This is a genomic window from Cyclobacterium sp. (genome assembly GCF_014762705.1).
In the GTDB taxonomy this organism is placed as follows: Bacteria; Bacteroidota; Bacteroidia; order Cytophagales; family Cyclobacteriaceae; genus Cyclobacterium.
Genome location: NZ_JABURL010000044.1, coordinates 1 through 24,738, shown reverse-complemented (window position 1 = coordinate 24,738; position 24,738 = coordinate 1). Strand labels below are relative to the sequence as shown.

At 44.5% G+C, this 24,738-nt stretch carries 22 protein-coding genes; 4 read left to right on the top strand and 18 right to left on the bottom strand.

Going from position 1 to position 24,738, the window contains the following annotated elements:
• Positions 1-52: 52 nt before the first annotated feature.
• The 3 genes from HUJ21_RS07725 to HUJ21_RS07715 all read right to left on the bottom strand — a co-directional run bounded on the left by HUJ21_RS07725 (position 53) and on the right by HUJ21_RS07715 (position 3,693).
• Positions 53-1,852 carry a helix-turn-helix domain-containing protein gene (locus tag HUJ21_RS07725; RefSeq protein ID WP_291368467.1) on the bottom strand — a complete coding sequence of 600 codons (1,800 nt, stop codon included), beginning with the start codon at positions 1,850-1,852 and terminating at the stop codon, positions 53-55.
• A gap of 272 nt (positions 1,853-2,124) precedes the next feature.
• Positions 2,125-3,054: a hypothetical protein gene (locus HUJ21_RS07720; protein ID WP_291368466.1), complete on the bottom strand. Its 930-nt coding sequence runs from the start codon at positions 3,052-3,054 to the stop codon at positions 2,125-2,127.
• 267 nt (positions 3,055-3,321) lie between these two features.
• The gene (locus HUJ21_RS07715; protein WP_291368464.1) at positions 3,322-3,693 is read right to left on the bottom strand and encodes a DUF6567 family protein; all 372 of its coding nucleotides are present in this window, start codon (positions 3,691-3,693) and stop codon (positions 3,322-3,324) included.
• Positions 3,694-4,040: 347 nt separating this feature from the next.
• Here HUJ21_RS07715 and HUJ21_RS07710 point away from each other — a divergent pair, with 347 nt between their 5' ends.
• Both HUJ21_RS07710 and HUJ21_RS07705 read left to right on the top strand, forming a co-directional pair.
• Entirely contained in the window at positions 4,041-5,153 is a 1,113-nt protein-coding gene (locus tag HUJ21_RS07710) for a nickel-binding protein (RefSeq protein WP_291368462.1), read from the top strand.
• A gap of 136 nt (positions 5,154-5,289) precedes the next feature.
• A complete protein-coding gene (locus HUJ21_RS07705) occupies positions 5,290-5,664 on the top strand; it encodes a group 1 truncated hemoglobin (RefSeq protein ID WP_291368460.1) in 375 nt (124 codons plus the stop codon).
• A gap of 67 nt (positions 5,665-5,731) precedes the next feature.
• Here the strand turns inward: HUJ21_RS07705 and HUJ21_RS07700 are convergent, their stop codons facing one another.
• The 15 genes from HUJ21_RS07700 to HUJ21_RS07630 all read right to left on the bottom strand — a co-directional run bounded on the left by HUJ21_RS07700 (position 5,732) and on the right by HUJ21_RS07630 (position 20,877).
• Complete coding sequence (locus HUJ21_RS07700) at positions 5,732-6,277, bottom strand: cupin domain-containing protein (RefSeq protein WP_291368458.1); 546 nt, start codon at positions 6,275-6,277, stop codon at positions 5,732-5,734.
• Positions 6,278-6,288: 11 nt separating this feature from the next.
• A complete protein-coding gene (locus HUJ21_RS07695; RefSeq protein ID WP_291368455.1) occupies positions 6,289-6,912 on the bottom strand; it encodes a short chain dehydrogenase in 624 nt (207 codons plus the stop codon).
• 82 nt (positions 6,913-6,994) lie between these two features.
• Positions 6,995-7,798 carry a helix-turn-helix domain-containing protein gene (locus tag HUJ21_RS07690; RefSeq protein WP_291368453.1) on the bottom strand — a complete coding sequence of 268 codons (804 nt, stop codon included), beginning with the start codon at positions 7,796-7,798 and terminating at the stop codon, positions 6,995-6,997.
• A 196-nt stretch (positions 7,799-7,994) separates the two neighbouring features.
• Positions 7,995-8,897, bottom strand: coding sequence for an NAD(P)-dependent oxidoreductase (locus tag HUJ21_RS07685; protein WP_291368451.1), 903 nt, complete (start codon positions 8,895-8,897; stop codon positions 7,995-7,997).
• A gap of 199 nt (positions 8,898-9,096) precedes the next feature.
• Positions 9,097-10,179 carry an AAA family ATPase gene (locus HUJ21_RS07680; protein ID WP_291368449.1) on the bottom strand — a complete coding sequence of 361 codons (1,083 nt, stop codon included), beginning with the start codon at positions 10,177-10,179 and terminating at the stop codon, positions 9,097-9,099.
• Positions 10,180-10,358: 179 nt separating this feature from the next.
• Positions 10,359-11,645, bottom strand: coding sequence for a glutamate-1-semialdehyde 2,1-aminomutase (hemL, locus tag HUJ21_RS07675; protein WP_291368447.1), 1,287 nt, complete (start codon positions 11,643-11,645; stop codon positions 10,359-10,361).
• A 7-nt stretch (positions 11,646-11,652) separates the two neighbouring features.
• Positions 11,653-13,311, bottom strand: coding sequence for an ABC transporter substrate-binding protein (locus HUJ21_RS07670; protein WP_291368445.1), 1,659 nt, complete (start codon positions 13,309-13,311; stop codon positions 11,653-11,655).
• Positions 13,312-13,447: 136 nt separating this feature from the next.
• On the bottom strand, positions 13,448-14,977 hold the full coding sequence (gene guaA, locus HUJ21_RS07665) for a glutamine-hydrolyzing GMP synthase (RefSeq protein WP_291368443.1): 1,530 nt from the start codon (positions 14,975-14,977) through the stop codon (positions 13,448-13,450).
• Positions 14,978-15,056: 79 nt separating this feature from the next.
• A complete protein-coding gene (locus HUJ21_RS07660; protein ID WP_291368441.1) occupies positions 15,057-16,055 on the bottom strand; it encodes a ligase-associated DNA damage response exonuclease in 999 nt (332 codons plus the stop codon).
• Positions 16,042-16,443: an HIT family protein gene (locus HUJ21_RS07655; RefSeq protein WP_291368439.1), complete on the bottom strand. Its 402-nt coding sequence runs from the start codon at positions 16,441-16,443 to the stop codon at positions 16,042-16,044. The genes HUJ21_RS07660 and HUJ21_RS07655 overlap by 14 nt, the downstream gene beginning before the upstream one ends.
• A 60-nt stretch (positions 16,444-16,503) precedes the next feature.
• Complete coding sequence (greA, locus tag HUJ21_RS07650) at positions 16,504-16,977, bottom strand: transcription elongation factor GreA (protein ID WP_291368437.1); 474 nt, start codon at positions 16,975-16,977, stop codon at positions 16,504-16,506.
• A gap of 141 nt (positions 16,978-17,118) precedes the next feature.
• A complete protein-coding gene (locus HUJ21_RS07645) occupies positions 17,119-18,051 on the bottom strand; it encodes an NAD(P)-dependent oxidoreductase (protein ID WP_291368435.1) in 933 nt (310 codons plus the stop codon).
• 7 nt (positions 18,052-18,058) lie between these two features.
• The gene (gene mgtE, locus HUJ21_RS07640) at positions 18,059-19,426 is read right to left on the bottom strand and encodes a magnesium transporter (RefSeq protein WP_291368433.1); all 1,368 of its coding nucleotides are present in this window, start codon (positions 19,424-19,426) and stop codon (positions 18,059-18,061) included.
• Positions 19,414-20,196, bottom strand: a complete 783-nt coding sequence (gene rsmA / locus HUJ21_RS07635; RefSeq protein WP_291368431.1) for a 16S rRNA (adenine(1518)-N(6)/adenine(1519)-N(6))-dimethyltransferase RsmA — start codon at positions 20,194-20,196, stop codon at positions 19,414-19,416. The genes mgtE and rsmA overlap by 13 nt, the downstream gene beginning before the upstream one ends.
• A gap of 171 nt (positions 20,197-20,367) precedes the next feature.
• Complete coding sequence (locus HUJ21_RS07630; protein WP_291368429.1) at positions 20,368-20,877, bottom strand: septal ring lytic transglycosylase RlpA family protein; 510 nt, start codon at positions 20,875-20,877, stop codon at positions 20,368-20,370.
• A 309-nt stretch (positions 20,878-21,186) separates the two neighbouring features.
• On the opposite strand from HUJ21_RS07630, the gene sbcD reads away from it, so the two are divergent.
• Together sbcD and HUJ21_RS07620 are read left to right on the top strand one after the other, a co-directional pair.
• A complete protein-coding gene (gene sbcD / locus HUJ21_RS07625) occupies positions 21,187-22,413 on the top strand; it encodes an exonuclease subunit SbcD (RefSeq protein WP_291368427.1) in 1,227 nt (408 codons plus the stop codon).
• Positions 22,410-24,738, top strand: a 2,329-nt coding sequence (locus HUJ21_RS07620) for an SMC family ATPase (protein WP_291368425.1), incomplete at its 3' end; no start/stop codon positions are given. The genes sbcD and HUJ21_RS07620, both read left to right, overlap by 4 nt.

Here is a 24,738-nt window from a genome sequence, read left to right as displayed (position 1 = left end):
CGCACAAAAGTCCGGAAAAATGTTAAAGAGGTTCGGAATTATAATCCGGAACTCATTTGTCCCGTAAACTGCTGTTTTTCTGAAATTCCCTGGGGGTCATACCAGTTTCTTTTCTGAAAACCGTATTAAAAACCGTTTTGGAATTGAAACCACTTTCGTAGGCCAGTCCGATCAGCGAAATATAGGCGTTTTGGGGATCTGCAAGCAGTGTTTTGAAGTGCTCCACACGAAACGCATTGATATAGGCATTGAAATTTTTGCCTTGCTTTTCGTTCAGCAGCCAGGAAAGCTGGTTGGGGTGCATTTCCAATTGGCTGGCCAGGGAGCGTAGGGAAAGGGAGGGATCCAGAAAGGGGCTTTCGGCAGCCATGAAATCGGCCAGTTTCTGAAGGCTTTGGTCTGCCTCCGATTCGCTGAGTTCTGCGCTGTTCCGCCTTGCAGACGTGGTGGCAGGCACGGCATCTGCATAAATCCGCTTTCGGTATTCCTCAAATCGGGTGCTGCTACGCAGGTAATCGGCCAGGGGATCACCAAAGGCTAGTAAGAGAATGGAAGATTGATTCTGGAATAGTTTTTCCAGGATGGAAAATGCCTGGTCCTCCTGATGAAGGGCACAATACACGAAAAACAAATAGGCATGCGCCTGAAAGGATGTGTCTCCGGAAGCATTGGTTTCCAATTCAACCAGCAGCGGGGTATAGCTTTCTTTTTCCCCCTGCATGACCTGAAGCAAGCAGGTCAATCCGAGTTTTTCATCAGGCATGATTCCATCCTGAGGTGACTCGAAAATTAACCTCTCTGCCCGCTCAAAGGCTTGGGTTTTCAAAAGTACATAAATCAGCGTAATGAGCGCAGGCAGGTTTTTGGAATTGGCTGCCAGGAGTTCATCCAGCAACACTTCAGCCTGTTCAAAGTCCAGGGAACGATAAAAATAATAGGCCTGGTAAAATTTTGTTTCCGGGTTCAGCGGATCAATGGACCGGGCATAGCGCAGGTGTTCGCCTGCTTTCTTCAGGTCGTCCTTTAGCATAAAAAGAAATGACAGAAATTGATGACCTTCGGCATAGGTAGGTTTACTGGCGATCGCCTGCTGGCCATACCGCATGGCCTGGCCAAAATTGGCTTCGGTAAAGAAAGCCTGGTTGGCAAGTAGGTAGTTCAGTGGCGCATTTTGGGGATCAAGGGCTTTGGCCCGCTGAATGGACTCGATGGCTTTGGCCCAGGCAATCTCGCGCGGCGCAAAGCCGGCAACCGCCAAAAAACTGTAGGCATCGGCCAGTCCGGTATGTGCGTCGATCAGGTCGGGGTCGATCTGTAGGGCCTTTTCAAAATACCCGATGGCCTGGTTGGTGTCTTCGGGATTCCACTGGTTTAACTGTGCCTTACCCTGCAAGAAATGCTGGTATGCATCCACTTTTCGAGTAGGCGCCTGCACAAGCTGATCAGCAATGTCCAGATGCCCAAATTGTTCCCGAAGCTTGTCAGCGATCCGAAGGCTGATTTCATCCTGTATGGCAAATAGATCTTCCAGCTTCCGGTCCCAGCTTTCGGACCAGAAATGGGAATCGTCCGAGACATTGATCAGTTGCGCACTGATGCGCAGGCGATCGCCACTCACCCGCAAGCTGCCTTCGAGCAGGTTCGCCACCCCCAATTCCCTCCCAATCTCTGACACCGGGCGATTTTGCCCCTTGAAGAAAAAACTGGAAGTACGGGAGGTGACTTTCAGCTGTTCTATCTTAGCCAGTGCATTGATGATTTCTTCCGTGATGCCATCGCAGAAAAATTCATTTTCCTTTCCAGGGCATGTGTTGACAAAAGGCAAGACGGCAATGGATTTCGGGTTGATCATCGATCGGTTTTGTTTCGCCGGCAGGTGGGCGATTGGAAATTAACAATTACAGGTCCTAAGTTATTGATTTTTTTAGAATAGCCCACCTTCTGCCTGCCTGTCTTGAGGGGTACTACCGGTTTTCCGGTTTAAGAAATGGGCTATTTCAGTCAACTATCAGTCAGACACCGCAGACCGTTACCGGTCGGGACAAAGGCAGTCGATAAAGGAACAATCTCCAGGAAACCAATGGCTTTAGGTATTACCAAACGTTAATCTCTTGCGGTCAGCTTTCAGCGGCTGTCAGCGATATTCTGCCCCAGAGGTCCATTTTTAATCAAATTCTTTTTTGTATGGACTACATCCACCATGTTCTCAAACTGGTTTTCCGAGTCAAGAAGTGGTATCAACCTTTCGTTACAAAGAAGAATTATTTTTGACAATTGCTCCGGAGAGGTATTTTCCAGGTTTCGAATGGCATCGGTAAGTATCCATTCACCACAAATCGCTCTCAGTTCATTGATGTCCATAAACCGGGCTTTTTCGAGGGTTACCTTGTCTTTCAGCAGCACCCAGCCCTTTTCTATCTCCTGTCGATCCGCACTTTGAATTGGCACCCCGTTATAGGCCTTTTGAATGCCTTTCAAAAACTGCTTCACCAGTTGGGTAATTTTCCAGGTATCAGCCGCCTTCATGCTGTCCTCTCCATCCGGAAAAACTTCCAGCAATGCCTCCGTGTAGGCCTTGGATAGAAAGGGAAAATGATCCGACAATTGCAGTCGCAAGCTTCTGGAATCTATATAACCAATAAATTTTTTGTGAATCGAATCATGGGAGTCAACGAATACCCAGTAGTTAATTCCCCTCGCTTTTGACAAAATCGTCGAAAAGATATACAATCGTGAGGTCAACCAGGCTTTGCCCCCATAGATATCTATACCTGCGTAGTCGTAACTCCCTTCTTTGCTAAATTGCTCCATCAGGTCCATGACACCGCTGGAAAAATCATCTGATTTCACACCTGTTCGAATGTCCCCTACGAATTCATTGCTCCATGTAGATGAAAATTCTTTTGCTTTTTCAAACTCCAGTTCGACCCCCAATGCACCAATTTTTGTGGTTCGATCCAGTAACTGGGGTATGTATTTTCTTAAAAAGAATAATATAAGCAGTATGGTGATTGGCCAAACCAATTCCTGAAGCAATGGAATCCAGGTATCCATGTATCTTGAGTGTATTTCTTGCGTTGATTCCATAATCCAGGCAATTGGATGTTATACGACCAAAAGCGACTTCCTTTAACGCTGAATTTCTAGTACTAAGCCGCAGGTAACTACAGCCCATTCATTTTGTGGCAGGGGAATACTTCCGAAGTTAAATAAATTGTAAAAGAAAATGACGTGAAGGGCAAGAAAAAAGGACAGAAAGGCCTACTGCCTTCTGTCCTTATGTGTTAATTTCCAATGCATTGCATCCTGGCCGACAAACGATTACCTGGTAAACTCAACGACGGTACCGCTTACGGTGATGGTGCGTTTGTAATAAAACGGGGGGATACCACCCACATGCTCCTCTGTCAGGATATTGGTAATGGCTCGTGAACCCGAGGGCAGATCGGCCTCTTCAATCATGGCAGCATACGCTTCGTTGAATAAATTTCTTCGGTTCTTTCCTCCGAAGACAAGGATATACTCGACTTCAGCCGCTCCCTTGACCTGACCAAGTACCTGAAAGTTATTGCTTCCAAGGTTTACCTGGGTGTTGTTTTGATTCTGGTTGAGTATCCAGGCCTGATTGACCCCGCAGGAATCCAGACCGAAGATCAATGCCAGTCCCAGGATGGCATTTCTGGTTTTTTTCATTTTACATTTAATTTACAATTGAGAACTAATTTTTCGATGAATGCACGTGTAATCAAAAAGGGCTGATGAAATAAGGGTATAAAACAATTATACCATTTCCAAAAAGAAAATAGCTCGGTCTCCTGGTTCTTCCTGTTTTCAGACTTATCAGCTTAAGGTTCCGGGTAATCCAACTATTCAATGATCAATACGGTTTGACCGCCCCTAATGTTGACCATTTGATTCAATTAGTTGAACCTGCAAAATGCCAAATAGGAAACCTTGCCTGTTCCGAGAAGTCAATCTTTTGAGATAAAGGCTAAATAACCTAACTAAAACCCTATCTTGGGTATTCATCCACCTTAAAAATGATGCCTATATACATGGATCGGCACGATTTGTCTGCGGGAGTCACTGCTGAAAATGTAGCCAATTTACATCAGGAAGACCTAAAGATTCAAGATGAGTTCAATTGCCGGGCGCTGACCTATTGGTTCGATGGTGAGCGAAATACAGCCTTTTGCCTGGTGGAAGCGCCTGATGAAGCATCCGTACATCAAATGCATGACCACGCACATGGACAAGTACCACATGTTATTATTGAAGTAGATGCTGCTCTGGTTGAGTCATTTCTTGGAAGAATGGAAGATCTTGGAAGAATGGAAGACCCGAAAGCCGTTATCGGAGAGGAATTGAGCCCAATAGACGAACCTGCCTTTCGCTTTTTGCTATCAGCACAAATAGGGTTTCATTCGCTTGACATTACACAGCTTGAAGGGTTGACATCATCCATGAGGAGCTATAAAATCAAGATCATTGAGTCAATTCACGTGTTATGCGGAACAGTGGTTTGGCAGGACGGTCGCCATCTTCTGGCTTCCTTCAAAAACGCAGGAAAGTCAGTAGAATGCGGCTTATTTGCCTTGAATAATTTGGGTATTCAATTCCCACATCTGACCTTAAATTTAGGACTAGATGCTGGTATTCCAGTAGTTGAAAGTAAATCCATGTTTGAAGATACTATCCGATCTTCCCGAAGATTATGTGAATTCAGAAAGGGATTTTCGATTTCTTCAGTGGTTCTCGATATGTATTGCGATAATTCTGTGGATTCTGGTCACAATATGAATGAAATTGTATCAATCAATGCATCAGAGTTGGTTTTCCTCCACGCATTACTGGATTATTTGGAATTGAACTTTGCGTGTCCTGAATTGCGTATCGATGACCTTGCATACTGTCTTGGGTTAAGCAGGTCTCAACTATTCCGGAAGTCAGGGAGTTTGTTTAATTGTGCACCCAGCACATTCCTCAATAAGTTTAGATTGGGGAAATCTTTGGATATACTGAGTAGCGGAATGAAGTCAGTCTCGGAAACAGCTTTTTTATGCGGTTTTTCCAGTTCGTCCTACTTTTCTAAATGTTTTCATAAAATGTATGGGGTTGCCCCAAAGGAATACAACCTGGCGATACATCACTAAAAGAAATTTATTTTAATTATTTCATATCTGGTCAAATTTTACATTTATTTGAAATAATTATACCTAATATACTTCCCTAATAGTGATATTTTTACAAAAGAAACGAATTTATAAACAGATAAAAAAACCCAAAAGTATGTCAGTATCATTATTTGAAAGATTAGGTGCAGAAGAAGGTATTATTAAAATTGTAGATGATGTAGTAGAAGCACACATGAACAATCCCGTAATATCCGCGAGGTTCACTCCTTATTTAGAGCAGCCTGAAAATTTGGCCAGGGTTAAGTCCCATACGGTCAATTTCTTTATAACCGGAAGCGGCGGCCCGCAGGTATATAACGGGAGAACGATGGAAACGACCCACAGAGGGATGAATATTAGCGCTGAAGAATACATGGAGACCATGGATGATATATTCATGGTACTGGACAAACATGGAAAGGATGCACAGACCAAAAAAGACGTCCTCGAAATACTTTGGTCCCTCAAGGGGATGATCATAGGAAAATGAAACACACCCCTGCATTCAAGCTGGATTCATCCGGCTACGCGAATGCAGGGATGTGGCGATGGTAGACCTAAACGAAGGTGACTCCGTGATCTCCGCATATTCTCTCCACCAGGCTAAAGTCGGGTGGCCCGGGTGGCAAGTCTGCCAATTCTTCAAACATCTTTTCGATGCCCGCCGGAAAAGCACTGGTAATCATTTTAGCCTTTTCAGTTCCTGTTACGGTCCACGAATGGGCCATATTTTTTGGAGCGAAGGCAATGTCACCGGCTTTCAACAGGGATTTTTTGCCATCAATCATTAGTTCAATTTGCCCTTTGATGACTCGGAATATTTCATCCTCTTTGGAATGAATATGGGGTGGGATTCCTACTCCGGGGGCTACATCATCTACCCATTCCACAATTTGGTTGTCCGTATCACTTCCTACCAGTTTGTGCGTTTGCACATCTCCAATTACATTGAGCACGGTACCGGCGTCGTCTCTGATTATTTTCGGATCCATTCCCGCAGGTTGCTTGATTTCAGTAGCGTCAGATCCACCACGACTCAAGTTAGGAATTAATGCCAGCCCTGCGCCAACACCTGTTTTCTTAATAAATGTCTTTCTATCCATCGTTTACTTTTTTATTGGTTCAATTGATGCTCTTTATCCGGGTTAACATACATAGCAATTCCAGATTCGTAACTATTTATTCCTTTAAGATATATTTGTGCTACTTCCGATGCGGTTGGCGACAGTGATCCATCCATCCCCATCGCTAAGGCAGTTTCTTTTACTAAAGGAGGATGTACCACCACTATTCTGCGTCCTTCAGTCATTTCAAGTGCCAGCGCCCGGACAAATCCTTCGATGGCGGCATTGACCATGGCTATGTTTGTCGTTTCAGGCCAGGGATCCTGTGCCAGTATTCCCCCGGTAAGCATAATAATCCCATTGGGTTTTAACGACTTTAATGCGCTACGACAGACTCTAACCTGCCCCAACAATTTACTTTTGATTCCGAGGTCAATTTGCTCGTTTGTTAGTTGAGAAAAAGCACCAAAACTGGCATTTCCCGCTGCACAAATAACGGCATCCAGATCGCCTGCCCCGGAAAAAAACTGGTTGATGGATGTTGGATTTTCCATATCCATCGGGTAATCTCCCTTTCGGGAAACCGCCAGAACCTGGTATCCCTTTTTTTTGAGCAACCGTGCTACAGCGCTTCCAATGGTGCCGGTGGCACCGATGACAACTGATTTTTTCATGATGTACCTTTTGATTCAAAGGTACGTTACACAATTCTAGGGGGAATGTGATTTTTACGGTAAAACCTTAGAATTTGAGTTCTTATAACCTCCTGAATTCGGAAGGTGCGTGCCCCAGGTGTTTTTTACAAAAGGAACTGAAATAGTCCGGGGATGAAAACCCAAGTTCAAAGGCAATTTCCTTGACGGAATTGTCAGAAAATTTTAATTCGTGCCGCGAACGCATAACAAGTTGTTCGTTTATAAGGCTTTTGGCGTTCACGCCTAGTACTTCATTTACGCATTCGTTCAGGTATTTATTCGACACGTGAAGCATACCAGCATAGTCACTCACCTGATGGTATTCAGAAATATGCCGGTCAATTACTTTTTTAAATTTATAGACCAGCGCCGATTTCGAACTCGTATCAGATATGACTGATTTTATGTTACATTTGCCATCGCAATACACAAAAAACGTATTCAACAAGGCAAGAATGGCTTCTTTGCGGTGTTTAAGGTTGGTACTAATCAACTCGTCGAGCATTTCCAGAATAGACTGGATCCGCTTTTCAATACCGGGAGCCAGGTTTATTTTGGGGATTTCACCATTGCTAAACAGACAAACTTCAGTTATATGCAGATTTTTAAAAGTAGGATGATCTAGAACAGATTTTGGTAAATAAAGAACATATCCGGATGATTTTGTGTCATCACTCTTGAAAATCGTCCACTCAACTTCGGGCCGCAAGAAAAAAATTGAATTATTTACGTCCTGGTAAGATGTCCTATTGATCTCGAAGGAGGTTACCGAATTTTGAATCCAGCAAACGGTATAGTAATCTTCTCCTTTCCCTGAAGTCTTTTTGTTTACTATTCTTGCTATTTTTATGTATTCGGGATTCATGCTTATATGCTTACGAATATAAACAAAAAGATCTATTCCTGCCCAATGTCCCACTTTGCCTGTAAGACTGTGATCATACTGGTACTAAAGAGGGCAGATGACTACTTGGAGTGAAAATGTGCTGCCCCCCAATCACACAGTAGGACTCCTGGGTAGAATCAAAGTTGCTGGTTTGGTAGAAGGCTAAGCCCTGCAATCAATACCCGGAGACGTATTTCCGCCAGTTATGTTGCTCCTTAAATCCTAGCACTTCTCGGATTTTACGATTGGAAAACAATGCTTCATGTTCCCCCAATTCACGGGTAAGCTGAACGCCGGGGAAAAACCGTTTCGCCAATTCTTTGCTGGGGATTATCGCTCCATTGTGATCGTTTCCGGCATTAAAAACCTGGAATCCGAGATCATCCTTTTGCACGCATAAATCCACAATTTGCCCAAGGTCACGGGCATCGATATAGCAAAAAGCATTTCGGCGACGCACTTCGGGATGCTTGAAGTAGTAGGGGAACAGCTCCTGATATTCATGGGGCTCGATCACATTTCCGATTCGCAGTGCATAGATATCAAACCCTGAACGTCGTTGGAAGGTGCGTGCTGTTTTCTCGTTTACCACCTTTGAAAGACCATAACTATCCATGGGGTCCACGTCGTAGTCTTCTTCTAGAGGCAGGGAATGGGGGTCAGTTTGGCCGTCTGAAAAACAGACCCCGTATGTGGTCTCGGAGGAAGCAATGATTACCTTTTTAATGCCTAGCTTCACAGCAGCTTCAATCACATTATAGGTACCGAGGGTGTTTACCCGAAAGGTTTCATTATCCGGATTAATCAGGATGCGGGGCACCGCCGCAAAATGAACCACTGCATCAAATTTTGGGATACCCTTTCCCGGTTCCAACTCATCCAGGCCGGCATAGGAACTCATGGCATTAAACATCTGCCCTGAATCGGTAATGTCGGCAATAAGGTTATCGACCCCGGGATGATCCAGGGGTTTCAGGTCTACGTTCATCACCCGGTATCCCTGATCAAGGAGGTAAGGGATCACGTGTTTTCCTGCTTTTCCGGATCCTCCGGTGAAGAAAATTCGCTTTTTGCTCATGGTTTTAAATTTTGCAATAAACTTAAATTTACCCGTTGGTTAATTCATTTTGCTGATGTAAAATGTACCTTGGTCGGTTCAGACATTAAACAGGGTGCAGCCCAACTTTTCGGGAAGGCTTTTGTCTGAGGTAAACAATCCTCAACAATTCCTGCCACCAAATCCTTTGACAGACCTGTTCCCAAATATAACCTTAGAATTATTTCTGAAAACCAATTTTCCCTTTTTTAGTCTGGTTAAAATCCTTCTTCTTGTAGTTGAATATATCTGCCAGGGTCATCTCTGTACCGTTCGATTCATGGTTCAAGCCCCTAAGTAGTTCATCGGCTTTTTCGGAAATTAACGGCTGGAATTCATAGTAGGCGATCATTCTGCCTTTTCTTAACAAGGCTTTGTCAATTTTGTCAATGCTTGTATTGAAGGTACATATGATTTTAATATTCAAATAGTCACTGAATAGCCCGTCCGTTAGTTGCAGAATGGTAGAAACCACCGAGGTTTCATTCACTTGTTCTCTGCTTGTCAGTACTTTCTCTGCGTCTTCAATGATTAAAACGGCATTTTGGTTTTTGAGAAGGAAGGAAATAAAGTTGGGGTGCAGCAATTCATTGACAAATTCATTCTGTATAAAGATGAAGCTCTTTTTATGATGCCTGCTAATCAAATTTTTTAGGTAGGAGGTTTTACCTGTTCCCGGCAGGCCGTGCAGCAAAATCAACCCTGCCTTATCCACCTCCAATGCGTTTTCGATAAGCTCATTTATTTCTGCAAAGTCATCGTTATACATTTTTTGAATATCGCATTTGAAGTTTTCTGTTTTTACTTCCTCCGTGAAAAAGCGGGTGTCATTTTTTGACATAACTTTAAAGCCATGGTTCTGATCCGAGCCAAATTTCGCTCTTAATTTGTGGTTGGTGCCCATCACCCACTTTTCCAGTTCCAGATCCGACGCATCATACAATGTGTCCACATACAATTGATCGAATTCCAACGAGACCCAAATGAGTAATTTCCTGGATTTGCTTTTCAGCAGGTGTTGGTAGGGAAAATCTTCTTCGGTGTCTAGCTCTTTGGTGTCTTCAGTATCCCAATATTTAAAAATGACTTCCATCTCCTGCGATGGCAGGTCGATCGTCTCCAGCACTGTTTCCATCTGTGCCCGACCCATTTTAAGTGGGGTTTCAAATCCGAGACTGGAAGGAAGTTGCTCAAAGCAAACCGCAAAATACGCGTACCTTCCGAATTCACCGGAGGAGTCGAATGAATCTATTAATTCGGCCATTTGCTGTTTTATTGGTTTGACGTTAGCTTTTCCACAATTTCTTACATCGATAGCCTCTCAACAGGGCTTATTGTTTTTCGATTAACCTGTCCACTACTGTTCCTTTCTTTTCCCAATCGGTTGAAGATTCAGCAAACAGCGAATAGGAAAGCAAGGTTTCTCCCTAGGTCATTCCGGCCCTATAGACGCTTTAAAGCCAACTCGTTGGCTTCCAGAATTTGACTGAGGTGCTCCTGCTCCAAGGCTGTAGATAGAAAGAGGCTTTCGTATTGCGATGGTGCCAGGTAAATGCCTTGATCCAGCATGGCCTTGAAATACTTACCAAAAAGTCCCGTATCACAAGTTTGGGCATCAGCAAAATCCCTGACCTTTTTATCCGTGAAGAAAAGGCTGTACATGCCACCGATATGGTTGGTGGTATAGGGCAAGCCCAATTTATCCAGGCTGGCATGAATGCCTTTGACAAGTGTGTTGCCGGTTTGTTCCAGGCGGGTATAAACTGCGGGGTTTTGGTGCAGGTGGCGCAGCATGGCCAATCCAGCCGCCATGGCTATGGGGTTGCCTGAAAGGGTTCCTGCCTGATACACTGGTCCATCCGGTGACACAAACTCCATAATTTCTTTTCTTCCTCCATAGGCACCTACCGGCATTCCTCCACCTATAATCTTACCCATTGTAGTCAGGTCAGGTTTTACACCCATGACTTCCTGAGCTCCGCCTCTGGCAAGCCTGAATCCGGTCATCACCTCATCAAAAATGAGGACAATACCCTCTTCATCACAAATTTTTCTCAACCCTTCCAAAAAGCCCGGCTTTGGTAAAACGCAGCCCATGTTTCCAGCTACCGGCTCCAGGATTATGGCAGCAATTTCATCTTTATTGGCCTCTACCAATAACCTGACCTTTTCCAAATCATTGTAGGGGGCCAACAGCGTATCCATGGCTGTCCCTTTAGTGACTCCCGGGGAATCCGGATTTCCCATGGTAATGGCACCAGAACCAGCGGCAATCAGAAAACTGTCGCCATGGCCATGGTAGTTCCCTTCGAATTTGATGAATTTATCCTTACCTGTATATCCTCTGGCAACCCTTATGGCGGACATGGTGGCTTCCGTACCACTATTGACCATTCTTATTTTTTCTACCGAGGGTACCATGGTTGTGATCAACTCTGCGATTTCTACTTCCATGGCGGTGGGGGCTCCAAAAGAAGTTCCATTTTCCATGGCTTTGATTACCGCTTCCTTTACTTCTGGATGATTATGGCCCAGGACCATAGGACCCCAGCTGTTGATCAGTTCTATAAAACGGTTGCCATCTGCATCCACAATATAGGGTCCATCCGCTTTGGAAATAAACAGGGGGTTTCCTCCGACTGCTTTGAAAGCCCGGACGGGGGAGTTTACGCCACCTGGAATAAATTTTTTGGCTTTTTCGAAAAGTTGTTTGCTTTTTTCTGTAATCATGCGTGATTTATTCTTCTTCAATGGTCAATACTCCTTCTTCCAGCCTCAAAATGGGTACGTAATCGTTGGATCTCTGTCCGGTAAAATCAAACCCGAATGTTAATTTCCCTTCCTGATAACCGCTTCTATCCAGATTTTCCCGAAAATCAAATCCTTCCCTTCCATTAATCATCTGGCAGACAAAGTCTGCCAATTCGTACCCAATGTACACAAATGAGGAGGGATAGGTTTTGTAAGTATCCATGAAACGTTCTCTAAAATTATTCAGAATTTCGTCATTGAAATCCACGGTATTGTTGCCCACAAAATGAAAATTTTGCGTTTCCATCATTTCGTAGTTGGCAAAATTGAAATACAGCCAGCTTTCCATGACCACCACCGGAATGCCAGGGCCAAGCGATTCCACCATGGCAAAAACCGGAGAAGCCACGTTGGGGTCATCAGAAAAGATCACCATCATGTCTACTTTCGGCTCCTCATCTTTGCCCAAACCCAGGCTTTCAAAAAAGTCCCGCATATCCGGGGTGTTGACCTTTTGGCTTTGAACAATCTGCAGGCCACTTCTTCTGGCCATCTCTGTAAATAAGTTGGCCAATTGTTCATCCCTGCTTGCTCCGGAATAAGCCAGTGCAATCCTTCTCCCTTCAAATCTCCTGCAGTAATCAATGACTCTCTGGCTGATGGATTGAACAGAGGGTCTGAACAAATAAGAGTAGTTGGACGATTTAATATTTTCATCCATGTTGGAAAGTGGGTTGATTTGAGGGATTTGGTACAAATTGGCAAATTCCGCAACCAATGCTGTTTCTTCCGGATAAATCGGGCCTAAAATGACATCTGCCTTTTTCAAAAATGGATCTCCGAGTATTGCCCTTACTTTTTCTGCATTGCGTTCGGTATCAAAAACCTGAAAATTTAGATCCACACCATCATCTTTTGCCTGCTTCAGTGCCAGTTGGATGCCTTTGTACAATTGCAAAACAAAATTATTTTCGCCCAGCGATGCTGTTCCCGAACCGCCCTCATAATTGAAAGGCAAAACCACTGCGATATCCAGGACCTTATCCTTATTGGCATCCTCACCACTGTCCACTATTTCAAAAGCCCTTCTTCGGATTTCCTCATAAAGGTTGCGCTCAGTGGAGGACAGGGAACCCTGAGATTCAAGTATGGTTTTTAATGCCATTACCAAACCCTTATTATCCGGATATTGACCATATTGGACGGACAGGACGCTGGAAGAACTTACTTTTAAAAATTCAAAAGTGGCTTTGTAAGCCTCATTTTTTATGTTTTCCGAAGAGATGGCAGCAATATGCTTTAATGCTTCTGAAGGTGCAGAGAGCTGAAAATGGGAAAGTGCAAGCAGGTACCTGGCTTCATCTTCTCCTGACCAATTATCCTGTTCCAATAGCATCAGGCAGGTATTTTTGGCCAATTCAAACTGCCTGTTGCCGTAGGCTGCGCGGGCAAAATGATACCTTGCAAAGCCGGAGAGAGCACCATATTTTTCCTCATCCAGATAAGGCCTCAAAAGCTCCATGGCTTCTACATGTTCTCCCTCTTCAATGAATACTTTGGCCTGCTTGTAGTTTGCTATTTCCTCCTGAGCAAATAAACCCCCCAGAGAAATGAATAAAAAGATGATGGATAGTGCTATTTTCATGATTGGCATATTTTTACAGGCATTGATAGTCAAATTTCATACCTTTTTTAAAAGATACCTTTATAGGAAACTGAAATTCGGATTTAAAGGTTCTGGAAACATTCGCATGTCTGCATTATCAGATTTTTGTAGGTATTTATTCCCATTCAATGGTAGCAGGAGGCTTGGAACTGATGTCATACACCACCCGATTGACTCCCTTTACTTTATTGATGATGTCATTGGAAACTTTCCCCAAAAACTCATAGGGGAGATGGATCCAGTCTGCAGTCATGCCGTCAACGGAGGATACCGCGCGAAGGGCCACCACCCTTTCATAGGTTCTCTCATCACCCATAACCCCCACTGACTGAATGGGCAATAGGATAGCTCCCGCCTGCCAAACCTGGTCGTACAGGCCGGCATCTTTTAATCCCTGAATGAAAATATGGTCTACGTCCTGGAGGGTCTGTACCTTATCCGGAGTGATATCCCCCAATATCCTGATGCCCAGTCCAGGACCGGGAAAGGGGTGGCGACCGATGATGGTATCCGCTATATCCAGGGCTTTTCCTACCTCTCTCACACCATCCTTGAACAGGGTTTTCAATGGTTCCACCACTTTCAGATTCATGAAATCGGGCAATCCTCCCACATTGTGATGGGATTTGATGGTAGCGGAGGGGCCATTGACGGAAACAGATTCGATAATATCGGGATAGATGGTTCCTTGCCCCAACCACTTGACTCCCTGGATTTTATGGGCTTCCTGGTCAAAAACCTCAATGAATGTCCTTCCTATGGCTTTTCTTTTTCCTTCCGGATCAGAAATACCCTTCAAGGCATCATAAAACTTTTGCCTGGCATCTACGCCGATCACATTCAATCCCATGTCTTTGTAGGAGTCCAACACCTCCTCAAATTCATTTTTCCGCAGCAGCCCGTTATCCACAAACACACAGGTAAGCTGGTCTCCAATGGCCCGGTGAATCAAGGTGGCAGCCACAGAAGAGTCTACTCCTCCGGAGAGTCCCATTACTACCCGGTCCGGACCGATCGTTTTTTTCAATTCATCCACAGTGATGTCAATAAATACATCTGATGTCCAATCCTGAGAACAATCACAGATCTGCACCACAAAATTCCTCAATAGGTTCTTCCCTTCCGTAGAGTGGGTTACCTCGGGATGAAACTGAATACCATAGGTTTCTTCTTCCTGAATTTTATAGGCAGCGATTCTTACCGAGGGAGTGCTGGCGATAATGTCAAATCCTTCAGGCAGTTCCTTTATGGTATCCCCATGGGACATCCAAACCTGGGAGCCATGCGTCATTTCTTTGAAGAGGGCTGCATGGGTGTCCAAATGAGAAAGACTGGCCCTGCCATATTCCCTGATTTCTGAGGGAGTGACATTCCCCCCGTATTTTTGGGCCATCAATTGCGCTCCATAACAAACAGCCAATAGGGGGATCTTTCCTCTGAAAATATCCAGGTCCAGGTCCGGAGCACCCTTATCTCTTACCGAACAGGGACTCCCGGAAAGGATTACTCCTTTGATGTCAGCAGTTAGGGGTGGAATTTTATTGAAAGGATGAATTTCACAATATACATCCAGTTCCCGAACACGCCTCGCAATGAGTTGGGTGTACTGGGAACCAAAATCAAGAATCAAAATCTGTTCGGCCATGCGCAAAGTTAACCAGCCCCCACCAAATCCCGAAATAAAAAAGGCAATTTTCAAAAGAATGTTTGGACAAATGACATGATCAATCGTCGCCGGCATCGGAAGACTCTCCTTTGAAAAGGGTGTCCAGGGCTTCCGCATCCAGCCCAGCCTCCTGAAGATGCCTGGCAAATGGCTCTTTGGAGCCGTGCGTTAAATAAACCTTGGTGGCTCCTGTGGCCGCTATGGCCTTATTCAGCCCTGTCCAGTCTGCATGATCGGACAATACGAAACCGGCATCCGCAGCCCGCCGTCTTCTGGTGCCCCTGATATTCATCCAGCCCGAGCAAATGGCCGTTCTATAAGGAAAAAACTGCTTCATCCAGGGACTTCCCGCAGCAGACGGTGGGGCCAATACCAAAGCCTTTCTGTAATTTTCCTTGGGCATTTCCCGACTGATTTTTTGCACCTCCGGCAACAAAAACCCATCTGCTGCCAGTGCCTCATTGGTATTCCATATCGCCCCGTGTGCGTATACAGGGCCGGTATCCAGCTCAAGGTGCCTGAGAATTCGCTGCGCTTTTCCCAGGGAATAAGCAAAAACCACCGAGCAAAGTCCTTCTTTGGCATTCCGGCACCACCATTGATTCAGGTCTGCAAATACCTTCTCCTGATTTTCCCAACGGTATATGGGTAATCCAAAGGTGCATTCCGAAACGAAAATATGGCAGGATATTGGAGTAAATGGGCTGCTGATGCCATCCGCTTCGGTTTTATAATCTCCACTGATCACAGCAACCTGCCCCTGATATTCCAGTCTGACCTGAGCTGATCCGGGGATATGCCCGGCCGGATGTAAAGAAAGCTTTACCCCATTTATACTTAATTGCTTTCCATAGGGCAGGGTTTCCAGCTGTATGTCTGCACCCAGGCGGTACTTTAAAATTTCTTTGGATTGGTCTTGTGCCAGGTAATGTTTCATACCCCAACGGGCGTGATCGGCATGCGCGTGGGTAATGACGGCCTTGTCGACGGGTTTCCAGGGGTCTATGTAGATTCCCGCCTGGGGGCAAAAAATCCCTTTGTCATCAAGCGTTATCAAATGCGGTTTTAATCTTTTGGGTCAAGGCCTCCATTTCTACTTTGGGAACTTTTAATTTGGGCCTGTTGAAGTTGATATCATCCATACTCCTCAATGGCACCAGGTGAATGTGGACATGGGGAACTTCCAGGCCAATAACCGCTACGCCTATTCTGGTACAAGACACGACACTTTCCTGGGCTTTGGCTACTTTTTTGGCAAATAGGTGCAGGCTGGCATATAATGCATCATCCAGGTCATAAATGTAATCGACTTCTTTTTTGGGCACTACCAATAAATGGCCTTTTACCAAAGGCATGATATCCAGGAAAGCAATGTGATGTTCATCCTCTGCGACAATATATCCAGGGATTTCTCTATTAATTATTTTTGTAAATATGGAAGACATGATTCAGGAGCTTAATGGTTCTAAACAAAAAATCCCGATGCAATGCAATCGGGATGGAATTTAGTAACTGATATCTAATATTTCAAATTCAAGTTTACCGGCAGGTGCTTGGATTTCAGCAATTTCACCTACTTTTTTACCCAACAGACCTTTTCCGAAAGGAGATGCCAGGCTAATTTTATTGGCTTTCAAGTCGGCTTCTTCCTCAGATACCAAAGTATAACTTACCGTCATGCCATTTTTAATGTTTTTGATTTTAACGGTACAAAGGATACTGACCTTGGAAGTATCCACTTTGGAGTTATCCAACACCCGGGCATTGCCGAGTACATTTTCCAGTTTGGCAATCTTTAGCTCCAGGTGTCCCTGAGCATCTTTGGCAGCATCGTATTCTGCATTTTCACTCAAGTCTCCTTTGTCCCTGGCCTCCGCAATCTGCCTTGCAATATCAGATCTGCCTTTGGTTTTCAGTTGCTGAAGTTCATCCTTCAGTTTCTTCAAACCTTCTTCTGTGTAATATTGTATGTTTCCCATATCCAGTAATTAATAGCCTGACATTAAATAAAATAACGGTCTCAACTTTGAGACCGTTTCCTTATGCTTCCTGTATTTTGTAAAGACAAAGATAAAGTAAGAATTCCTATTTTACAATTTAACTGCCCTTTTATTAGACCATTACCCCATCCAGGTACCACTGATTTTGGCCACCAAAACCTGGTTGATTTTGAGGTATGACTCCCGTGTCCATCCGGCTACATGGGGCGAAAAAATTACATTATTCCTCTGGGTGAGTTTTTCGAATGAAAGTCTTTCCGCTGCACTTAAGGCTTGTAGTTTTTCTTTTTCCAACACATCCAGTAAGGCCCCTTTCAAAACGCCATTTTGCAAAGTTTCATTCAAGGTATCCATACTAATAACCTCCCCCCTGGCCGTATTGATCAGGTAAAAAGGCTTTTTAAAACCAGCCATCACATCACTGCTAAAAAAATACCTGGTCTCAGGCGTAAGTGGTACATGGATGCTCAAAACATCAGCCTTTTCCTGTAGGGTGTTGAAATCACATTCCTTCACCCATGAGTTTCCAAAACCTTTCTTGAATTTATCGTAAGCCAGGATTTCCACATCAAAGCCTCGTAGCTTTCTGGCAAAGGCTTCCCCCATGTTGCCAAAACCAAATATACCTACTGTCTTGCCGGCCAATTCTTCACCCCTGTTGGCTTCCCTGTCCCAAATCCGGCTACGAACCTGCTGGTCTGACTGGATATAATGGTTAAACAAAGCCAAAAGCATGCCGATAGCATGCTCTGCCACTGCATCCCGATTGCCTTCCGGTGCATGGTACAGGGCTATCTTATTTTCCTCCAGGTAGTCCAGGTCAATATTGTCCAGGCCTGCCCCGGCTCTGGCCACAAACTGTAAACCCCGTCCTTTCTCCAACAATGGTCTGTCAATGGGAGTCTTGGAACGAATAATCAGACCTTCATAATCTCCCAGACAGGCCATAATTCCTTTCCTGTCTATGGAAGGCTGGTAATCTACCTGGTGTCCCTTCTCCTCCAATAATGGGACAATGCTTTCATGCATTTGATCGATGATGAGTATTCTCATGTTTTAATTAAAGGTTTAACAAAAGCGTTGCAACCCCAAAGTAAACGCCTAAACCCAACAAGTCATTGGCAGTGGTGATAAAGGGACCCGAGGCCATGGCTGGGTTGATACCGATTTTGTCCAAAATAATTGGGGTCAATGTGCCCATAAAGGAAGCAAGCAAGACGACGCTAAACAGGGCAATGCCTACCACCAATCCAAATTTAGTCTCCTGCCCGTATAGGAATACCACCGTAAAAAACACAAATGCAGCCAATACGAGGCCATTAAACACTGCAACCAGCAAGACTTTAAAAAATCGCCTGGTGAGGCTGTCTTCAAAAACGGATTTATTGGCCAGACTTTGCACTACCAAAGTAGAAGATTGTATGCCCACATTGCCTCCTGTAGCTGTTATCAGGGGAATAAAAAAGGCCAAAGCCGTAACCGCATTCAAGCCTTCTTCAAAAAATCCAATAAAACCTGCTCCCATCAGTCCCCCCACCATACCAATTAGCAGCCAGGGTAACCTGGCCCTGGAAAGCCGGTATATGGAATCGGATTCTTCTACATCATCAGAGAAACCAGTCATGGCCTGAATATCTTCCTCTGCCTGCTCACGAATAAGGTCTAAAATGTCATCCACCGTAATCCTGCCCACCAGTTTGCCTTTTACATTTACCACCGGTACTGCCTCCAGGTCATACCGGCGCATGATTTCTGCCACTTCTTCTCCCTCCATATAGGTAGGCACGGAAATGATATTGTCCTCATACAAGTCCGCCACCTTGGTATCAGATGAGGCCAGAATTAATTTTTTTAGCGCAATCCGACCCAGAAGTTTTTCCTTGTTGTCTACCACATAGATGGAAAAAATCTTTTCCACATTCTCTGCCTGTCTCCTGATTTCCTCAATCGTCTGCACCACCGTCCAGTTCAGGTTAGCTTTGATGATCTCCTTGGCCATCAAGCCCCCCGCACTGTCCTCGTCATATCGTAGCAGTTCAATAATGTACAGGGATTTTTCTTTCTTCTCCAGGTGGCTGATGACTGCCTCCCTATCATTGACCACCAATTGGTTGAGGACATCCACCGCGTCATCAGAATCCATGTGATCAATCAGGGTAGCGAGTTCTTCGGGAGGGATGGTGGTGATTACCTTATACTGCGAATCTTCATCCAGCTCAATAAGGATATCGGCAGAAAAATCAAGATCCAGGGCACGCAGCACAAAAAGTGCCTCCTCCATGTCCAGCTCATCCAACAGAGCAGCCACATCTGCTCTGTTGGCATCCTGCATGGACTCCTGAATGAAAACACTGTTTTCATTTTCTATGCTTTCCCTTAAAGCCTCCAAGTACTCTTTGGAGAGTTCAAATGATTTTATTGGTTCCAAGATGCTTCCAGTTGTTGGGTTAAATAAACAAATTCTTCCACCCCGAGTTGCTCGGCCCTCAAGTCCAGCATGGGCTCATTTTTAAATACTTCCGAAAGCCCCATTGGCTTTAAAGCATTGCGAAGGGTTTTTCTTCGGGTATTGAATGCCTGTTTGACCAACCTGAAAAATAGCTTTTCATCACAGGCAAGTTGGCCAGTGGAATTCCTTTTCAGGCGGATCACCCCACTATTTACTTTCGGCGGTGGATCAAAAACTTCAGGGGGTACAGAAAATAAATACTCTACGTCATAAAAGGCCTGAAGCAATACACTCAATATGCCATAGGTCTTATTGCCCTTTTTTGAAGCGATCCTTTCGGCTACTTCCTTTTGTAACATCCCTACGATTTCGGTAACATGATGCCTTTCCTCCAGAACTTTGAAAAAAATTTGGCTGGAAATATTGTAAGGGAAATTGCCAATCATGGCATAAGGCTCCTCAAATAAGGTTCGGTACTTGCGGTCAAGAAAATCCCCTTTGATTATTTTTACGGCAGGATCGGCATATTTTTCCTGCAGGTATTCCACAGACTCTTCATCTATTTCTAAAAGAAATAATTCCCAGGGCTGCTGTACCAGAAAATCAGTCAAGACGCCCATACCCGGACCTATCTCCAACACCTTTTTTACCTGCATGTGACCTGAAAGCGAATTGGCAATCCTTTCTGCCACATGCAAGTCCGTAAGGAAATGTTGCCCCAGGTGCTTTTTGGCTTTCACTTTGCGCATATAGAAAGGTGTTTAATAGGGGTTCGTGTTTCAAAAGTAAAACAATAATCTGTAATGACCATAGACCTGTACCGGACCTGATATAAAATTTGGACTGGCCAGGATTTCTGGTGAGAAAACCTTTTTATGCCGAAAATAATTTCAAAAAATACAACTTATACCTCTATCCGTCTATCTCAATGGTTTCTTGATGATTTCCTGGTCCTTTTGGTAGGCTATCCCATGAAAATAGCTTCTCAACCGGATGTCCCGAGGCACTTCCCTGTACTGATTTCTAACCCAATCTATGGCATGGTGGCTGAGCAATTCCAAGCTTACCGGCACAATCCCGTCATTCACCATGTCCAGGTGCTCGGCCACACCTTTAGAAAGGTCTATGATACGTCTGGATGATTTGGGCAAGCGGTCATTTACCCGAACTATTGCCTGGTAACCGTTTTTTTTATTGGTGACTTTTAGCAGGGTGCCAAAGGGAAGGTGCTTGTGAGCCGCAGTAAATTCCCACATGTCATAAATCTCCCCGTTGGCTGTCATGCGGTTATGAAACCTGGTACCGTAATAGCTGGCAATCCCCTCCTGTATGATCAACAGGGAATCCGGAGCTGTAAGAGGGGATTGGGCATTTGAAGAAAAAACTACAGCCAACTGGCTGATCATCAATATTCCAAAAATTAATTTCATAAATTTCATCGGTTACAACCAGCCTACCAAACCATAAAGCAAATAGGGGCTTTATAAATCCAATTTTACTATTTTTTATTAAAAACCCACCCATATTGTCATTAAAATTTCATGAATTTTTATTGCCCTACCCCTGGTTTGGCGTAAATTGAAACTTTAATTAATGTTTTAGCAGTTCATTTTTGAAGACTTGAAATCGAGCATGACGATAAGGACACACGGAGGGGTGATTATCATTGTGGGCTGCTCCCGAATTGGGGAAACCTCGGTACGGGACTAGATAGGACCTTTGAAAAATAATAAAAACAGATGAAAATTTTACATACGGCCGACTGGCATTTGGGCAAAAAGCTTCAGGAAGTTTCCAGATATGAGGAACAGGTGCTGGTGCTCGAAGAAATTGTTGCCATTGCAGAGGGCAATGATGTAGACCTGGTTTTGATCGCAGGAGATATTTTTGACAATTTCAACCCCAGCCATGAAGCCGTAGAGCTACTTTACCGCACACTCCGAAAACTTTCCAATTACGGAAAACGTCCCGTCATTGCCATCTCAGGAAACCATGATTCCACCCAGTTTATTGAAGCACCGGATCCCCTGGCCAGGGAAATGGGAATTTTCTTTTATGGAAAATACGACACAGTTATCCCAAAGGGAAAATTGGATAATGGATTGGAAATCCTCGATGCAGATACCGGGTTTGTATCGTTGAAATTGCCCGAGGTGGATTTTCCGGTCCGCATACTACTCGCGCCCTATGCCAACGAAATATTACTGCGCAGCTATCTGGGTGAAAAGGACAGGGAGGAAGAACTCAGGAGTTTATTGGCGGGCAGGTGGAAAACCCTGGCAGAAAAATACTGTGACGACAAAGGTGTCAATTTATTTTTGGGCCATTTTTTCTTCCTGAAGGAGGGAGAAAAACCGGAACCCGAGCCAGAAAGTGAGCGCCCTATCCTCCATGTCGGGGGAACCCAGGCCCTCTTCACACACAACATCCCTGATCAGGTACAATATGCTGCCCTTGGCCACCTTCACCGTTACCATGCTGTCAGCAAAACACCATTCCCCGTGGTGTATGCCAGTTCACCCCTGGCTTATTCATTTAGTGAAGCAGGTCAGCAAAAACAAGTCGTCCTCATTTATGCCAAACCGGGAGAAGCGGTTAGCTATGAAGCCATACCGATTACCCAGGGCAGAAGCCTGGAACGAAAAACCTTTGCAGACCTGCAAACTGCCTTCGAATGGCTGGAGGCGCATCCGAATTGTTTTGTGGAACTCACCTATGAAACCGAACACTCGATCGATGCTTCTACCAGGCGTAGCCTGATGAAAGCACATGATGGCATCATTAACCTCATCCCGCAAATCAAGAACAAATTATCCGGTGCAGACCAGCAATTGCAGGTGGCAGACCTGGAAAAAGATATGGTTACGCTTTTCGGGATGTATTACCAGGATGAAAAAGGGCAAGAACCCAATCCCGAATTAATTGCTATTTTTAAAGAAGTGATCAGTCAAAATGAAACCCAATGATTCCCATAAAACTTACCCTTCAGGGACTCTATTCCTATAAAAAACCCCAAACCATCGATTTCAGTCAACTCACGGCCGCCGGGCTTTTTGGCATTTTCGGCGCGGTAGGGAGCGGCAAATCATCAATTTTGGAGGCCATTTTGCTGGCTTTGTATGGCAGCACCGAAAGGCTTTCTGATAAAGGAGAAAAAAACAGCATGATCAACCTGCAAAGTGATCTTTTACTGATCAACTTTGAGTTCACAGCAGGAAAAAACCACAGCTTTAGCTACCTGGCCAGGTATGCTGTCAAAAGAAACCCTAAGAACTTTGATGACATCCGGCCAGCAGAGCATACTTTTTACAAAAGGCAAGGTGAAGAAATGGTTCCTATAGCCGAACGGGCGGAGACCATCATTGGCATGAAGAAAGAACACTTCAAGCAAACGGTTATCATTCCTCAAGGAAAATTCAGGGAATTCATTGATCTGACACCCAGGCCACGAGCCGATATGATGAAAGAACTATTTGGATTGGAACGGTTTGATCTTTCCGGAAAAACAGGTACTCTCCTGAAAAGGGAAAAAGAAGAAGGGATCAAGTTGCAAACAAAATTGGAAGCCCTTGAACACTTGTCTCCAGAAATGCTCAACGACAAAATGAATGAAAAGTCCCTTATCGGGGAGGAACTGGAAAATAAAAAAAAATCCTTTGATTTATCTAGCCGCGAGCTGCAGCAAATGGAGGGAATCAAGGAAAAGCACCAGGAACTCAAAGCGCAAAAGCAATCCTGGGAGATCCTGGAAAAGCAAATTCCTGATATAGATAAAAAGAAAACGGAATTGAAAGCATTTCTTCAGGCCAGAACCCACCTGTGGCCTGTCTGGGAAAAAATCCAGGAGGAAGAAATGAACCTGGAGGAAGCCAGTGTAGGCTTCACCGACTGTTCCCGATTTAAATTGAGTTATGTACAGGAGATCAAAAACCTGGAGAGAGAAGAAGCGGACCTGAAGGAAAAAGCCGATAAAAGGTCCAAAAGGGAGGCTAAAATCAGGGATTTGAAAAAAGTCCTGGAAATACAGGTCATCAGGGAAGAACTTAAAGCTGCGCAGGACAAATTAAATGTCTTAAAACCTCAATTGGAAAACTCCCTGCAACAGGAAAAAACCCTTAAAGAACAGTGGACTGAATCAGATCAGGAAGCGGAAAAGGCAGAAAAAAACGGGGGCAGCGAACTGTTGGCTATGTATAGAAATGATGCCAGGGACTGGAAGACATTTGAGGAGCAAGGCCTGGAGATCCGGGAAGAAATGAAAGAAATGGAGCTGCACCTTCAGCAATACGCTATGCAGATAGAAACCATTACCAAAAAGCTCCCCCAGACATATGGAGATTTTGACAAATGGGTTGAAGCCCAGAAAACTGCCATCCAAACACTTGAAGCGGAGAAGGAGCGACTAATTGAGAAAAAAGCTTTGCAACATCATGCCCATGTTCTTAATGAGGGAGAGCCCTGCCCTTTATGTGGATCTTCTGAGCATCCTTCCCCGCTCAATCCAGACCAGTCAAAGGAATTACTGGAAAATGTTAAAGGTGAGCTGGGTAAAGCGGCAACAGTACTGGACCAAAGCCAACAAATGGCCCGTGACCTGCTGCTACTGCAGACTCAAAAAGAAAATGAAAACCAGCAAATTCAAAATAAATCTGAAGCACTCAAGCGGGTAAAGGATCAGCTGAATGAAGTTCAGCAAAAGCTTGGGAAACAGGGAATCGCCGATTTGCAGACCCTGCAAGCCATGCAGCAAAAATTGGAGGACGAAGTACAGAAGCAGAAAGACCTGCAAATTAAAAGCAGGACGCTGAGGAAAAAGCTGGATCAGTTGCGCATACAGATAGAGCAGGATCAAAAAGAATTTCAGAAAGTGGAGCAGCATCTTTTGGGGCTGAACAGTACCCTGAAAGCCAAACAGGAAGAGATCACAGATCCGGATTTTACCGAGGCTTACCTTCAAAAAACAAGAGAAGTTATCCAACTAACCATAGAAAAGGTTCAGGAAGACATCCGGGAAACAGCCAACTTGCTGGATAGCAAACAGAAAGTATTGAATGATACAAAAAGCAAAGCGGCAACCAATTTGGCAAACCTGGAGAATTTTAAAACCAAAAAAGAAAAAGCTACCGAAAAGCTACAAAATCTCAACAGTACATTCGAAAAGCTCCGGAATGAATGGGGTTTTGAAGATAAGGAGCAGCTGATACAGCTTTTCTCCCGGAAAGTGGATACAGATCAGGTAGACCAGGAAATCCGGGAATACGAAAAAAACTGCGCGGTGGTAAAATCCAGGA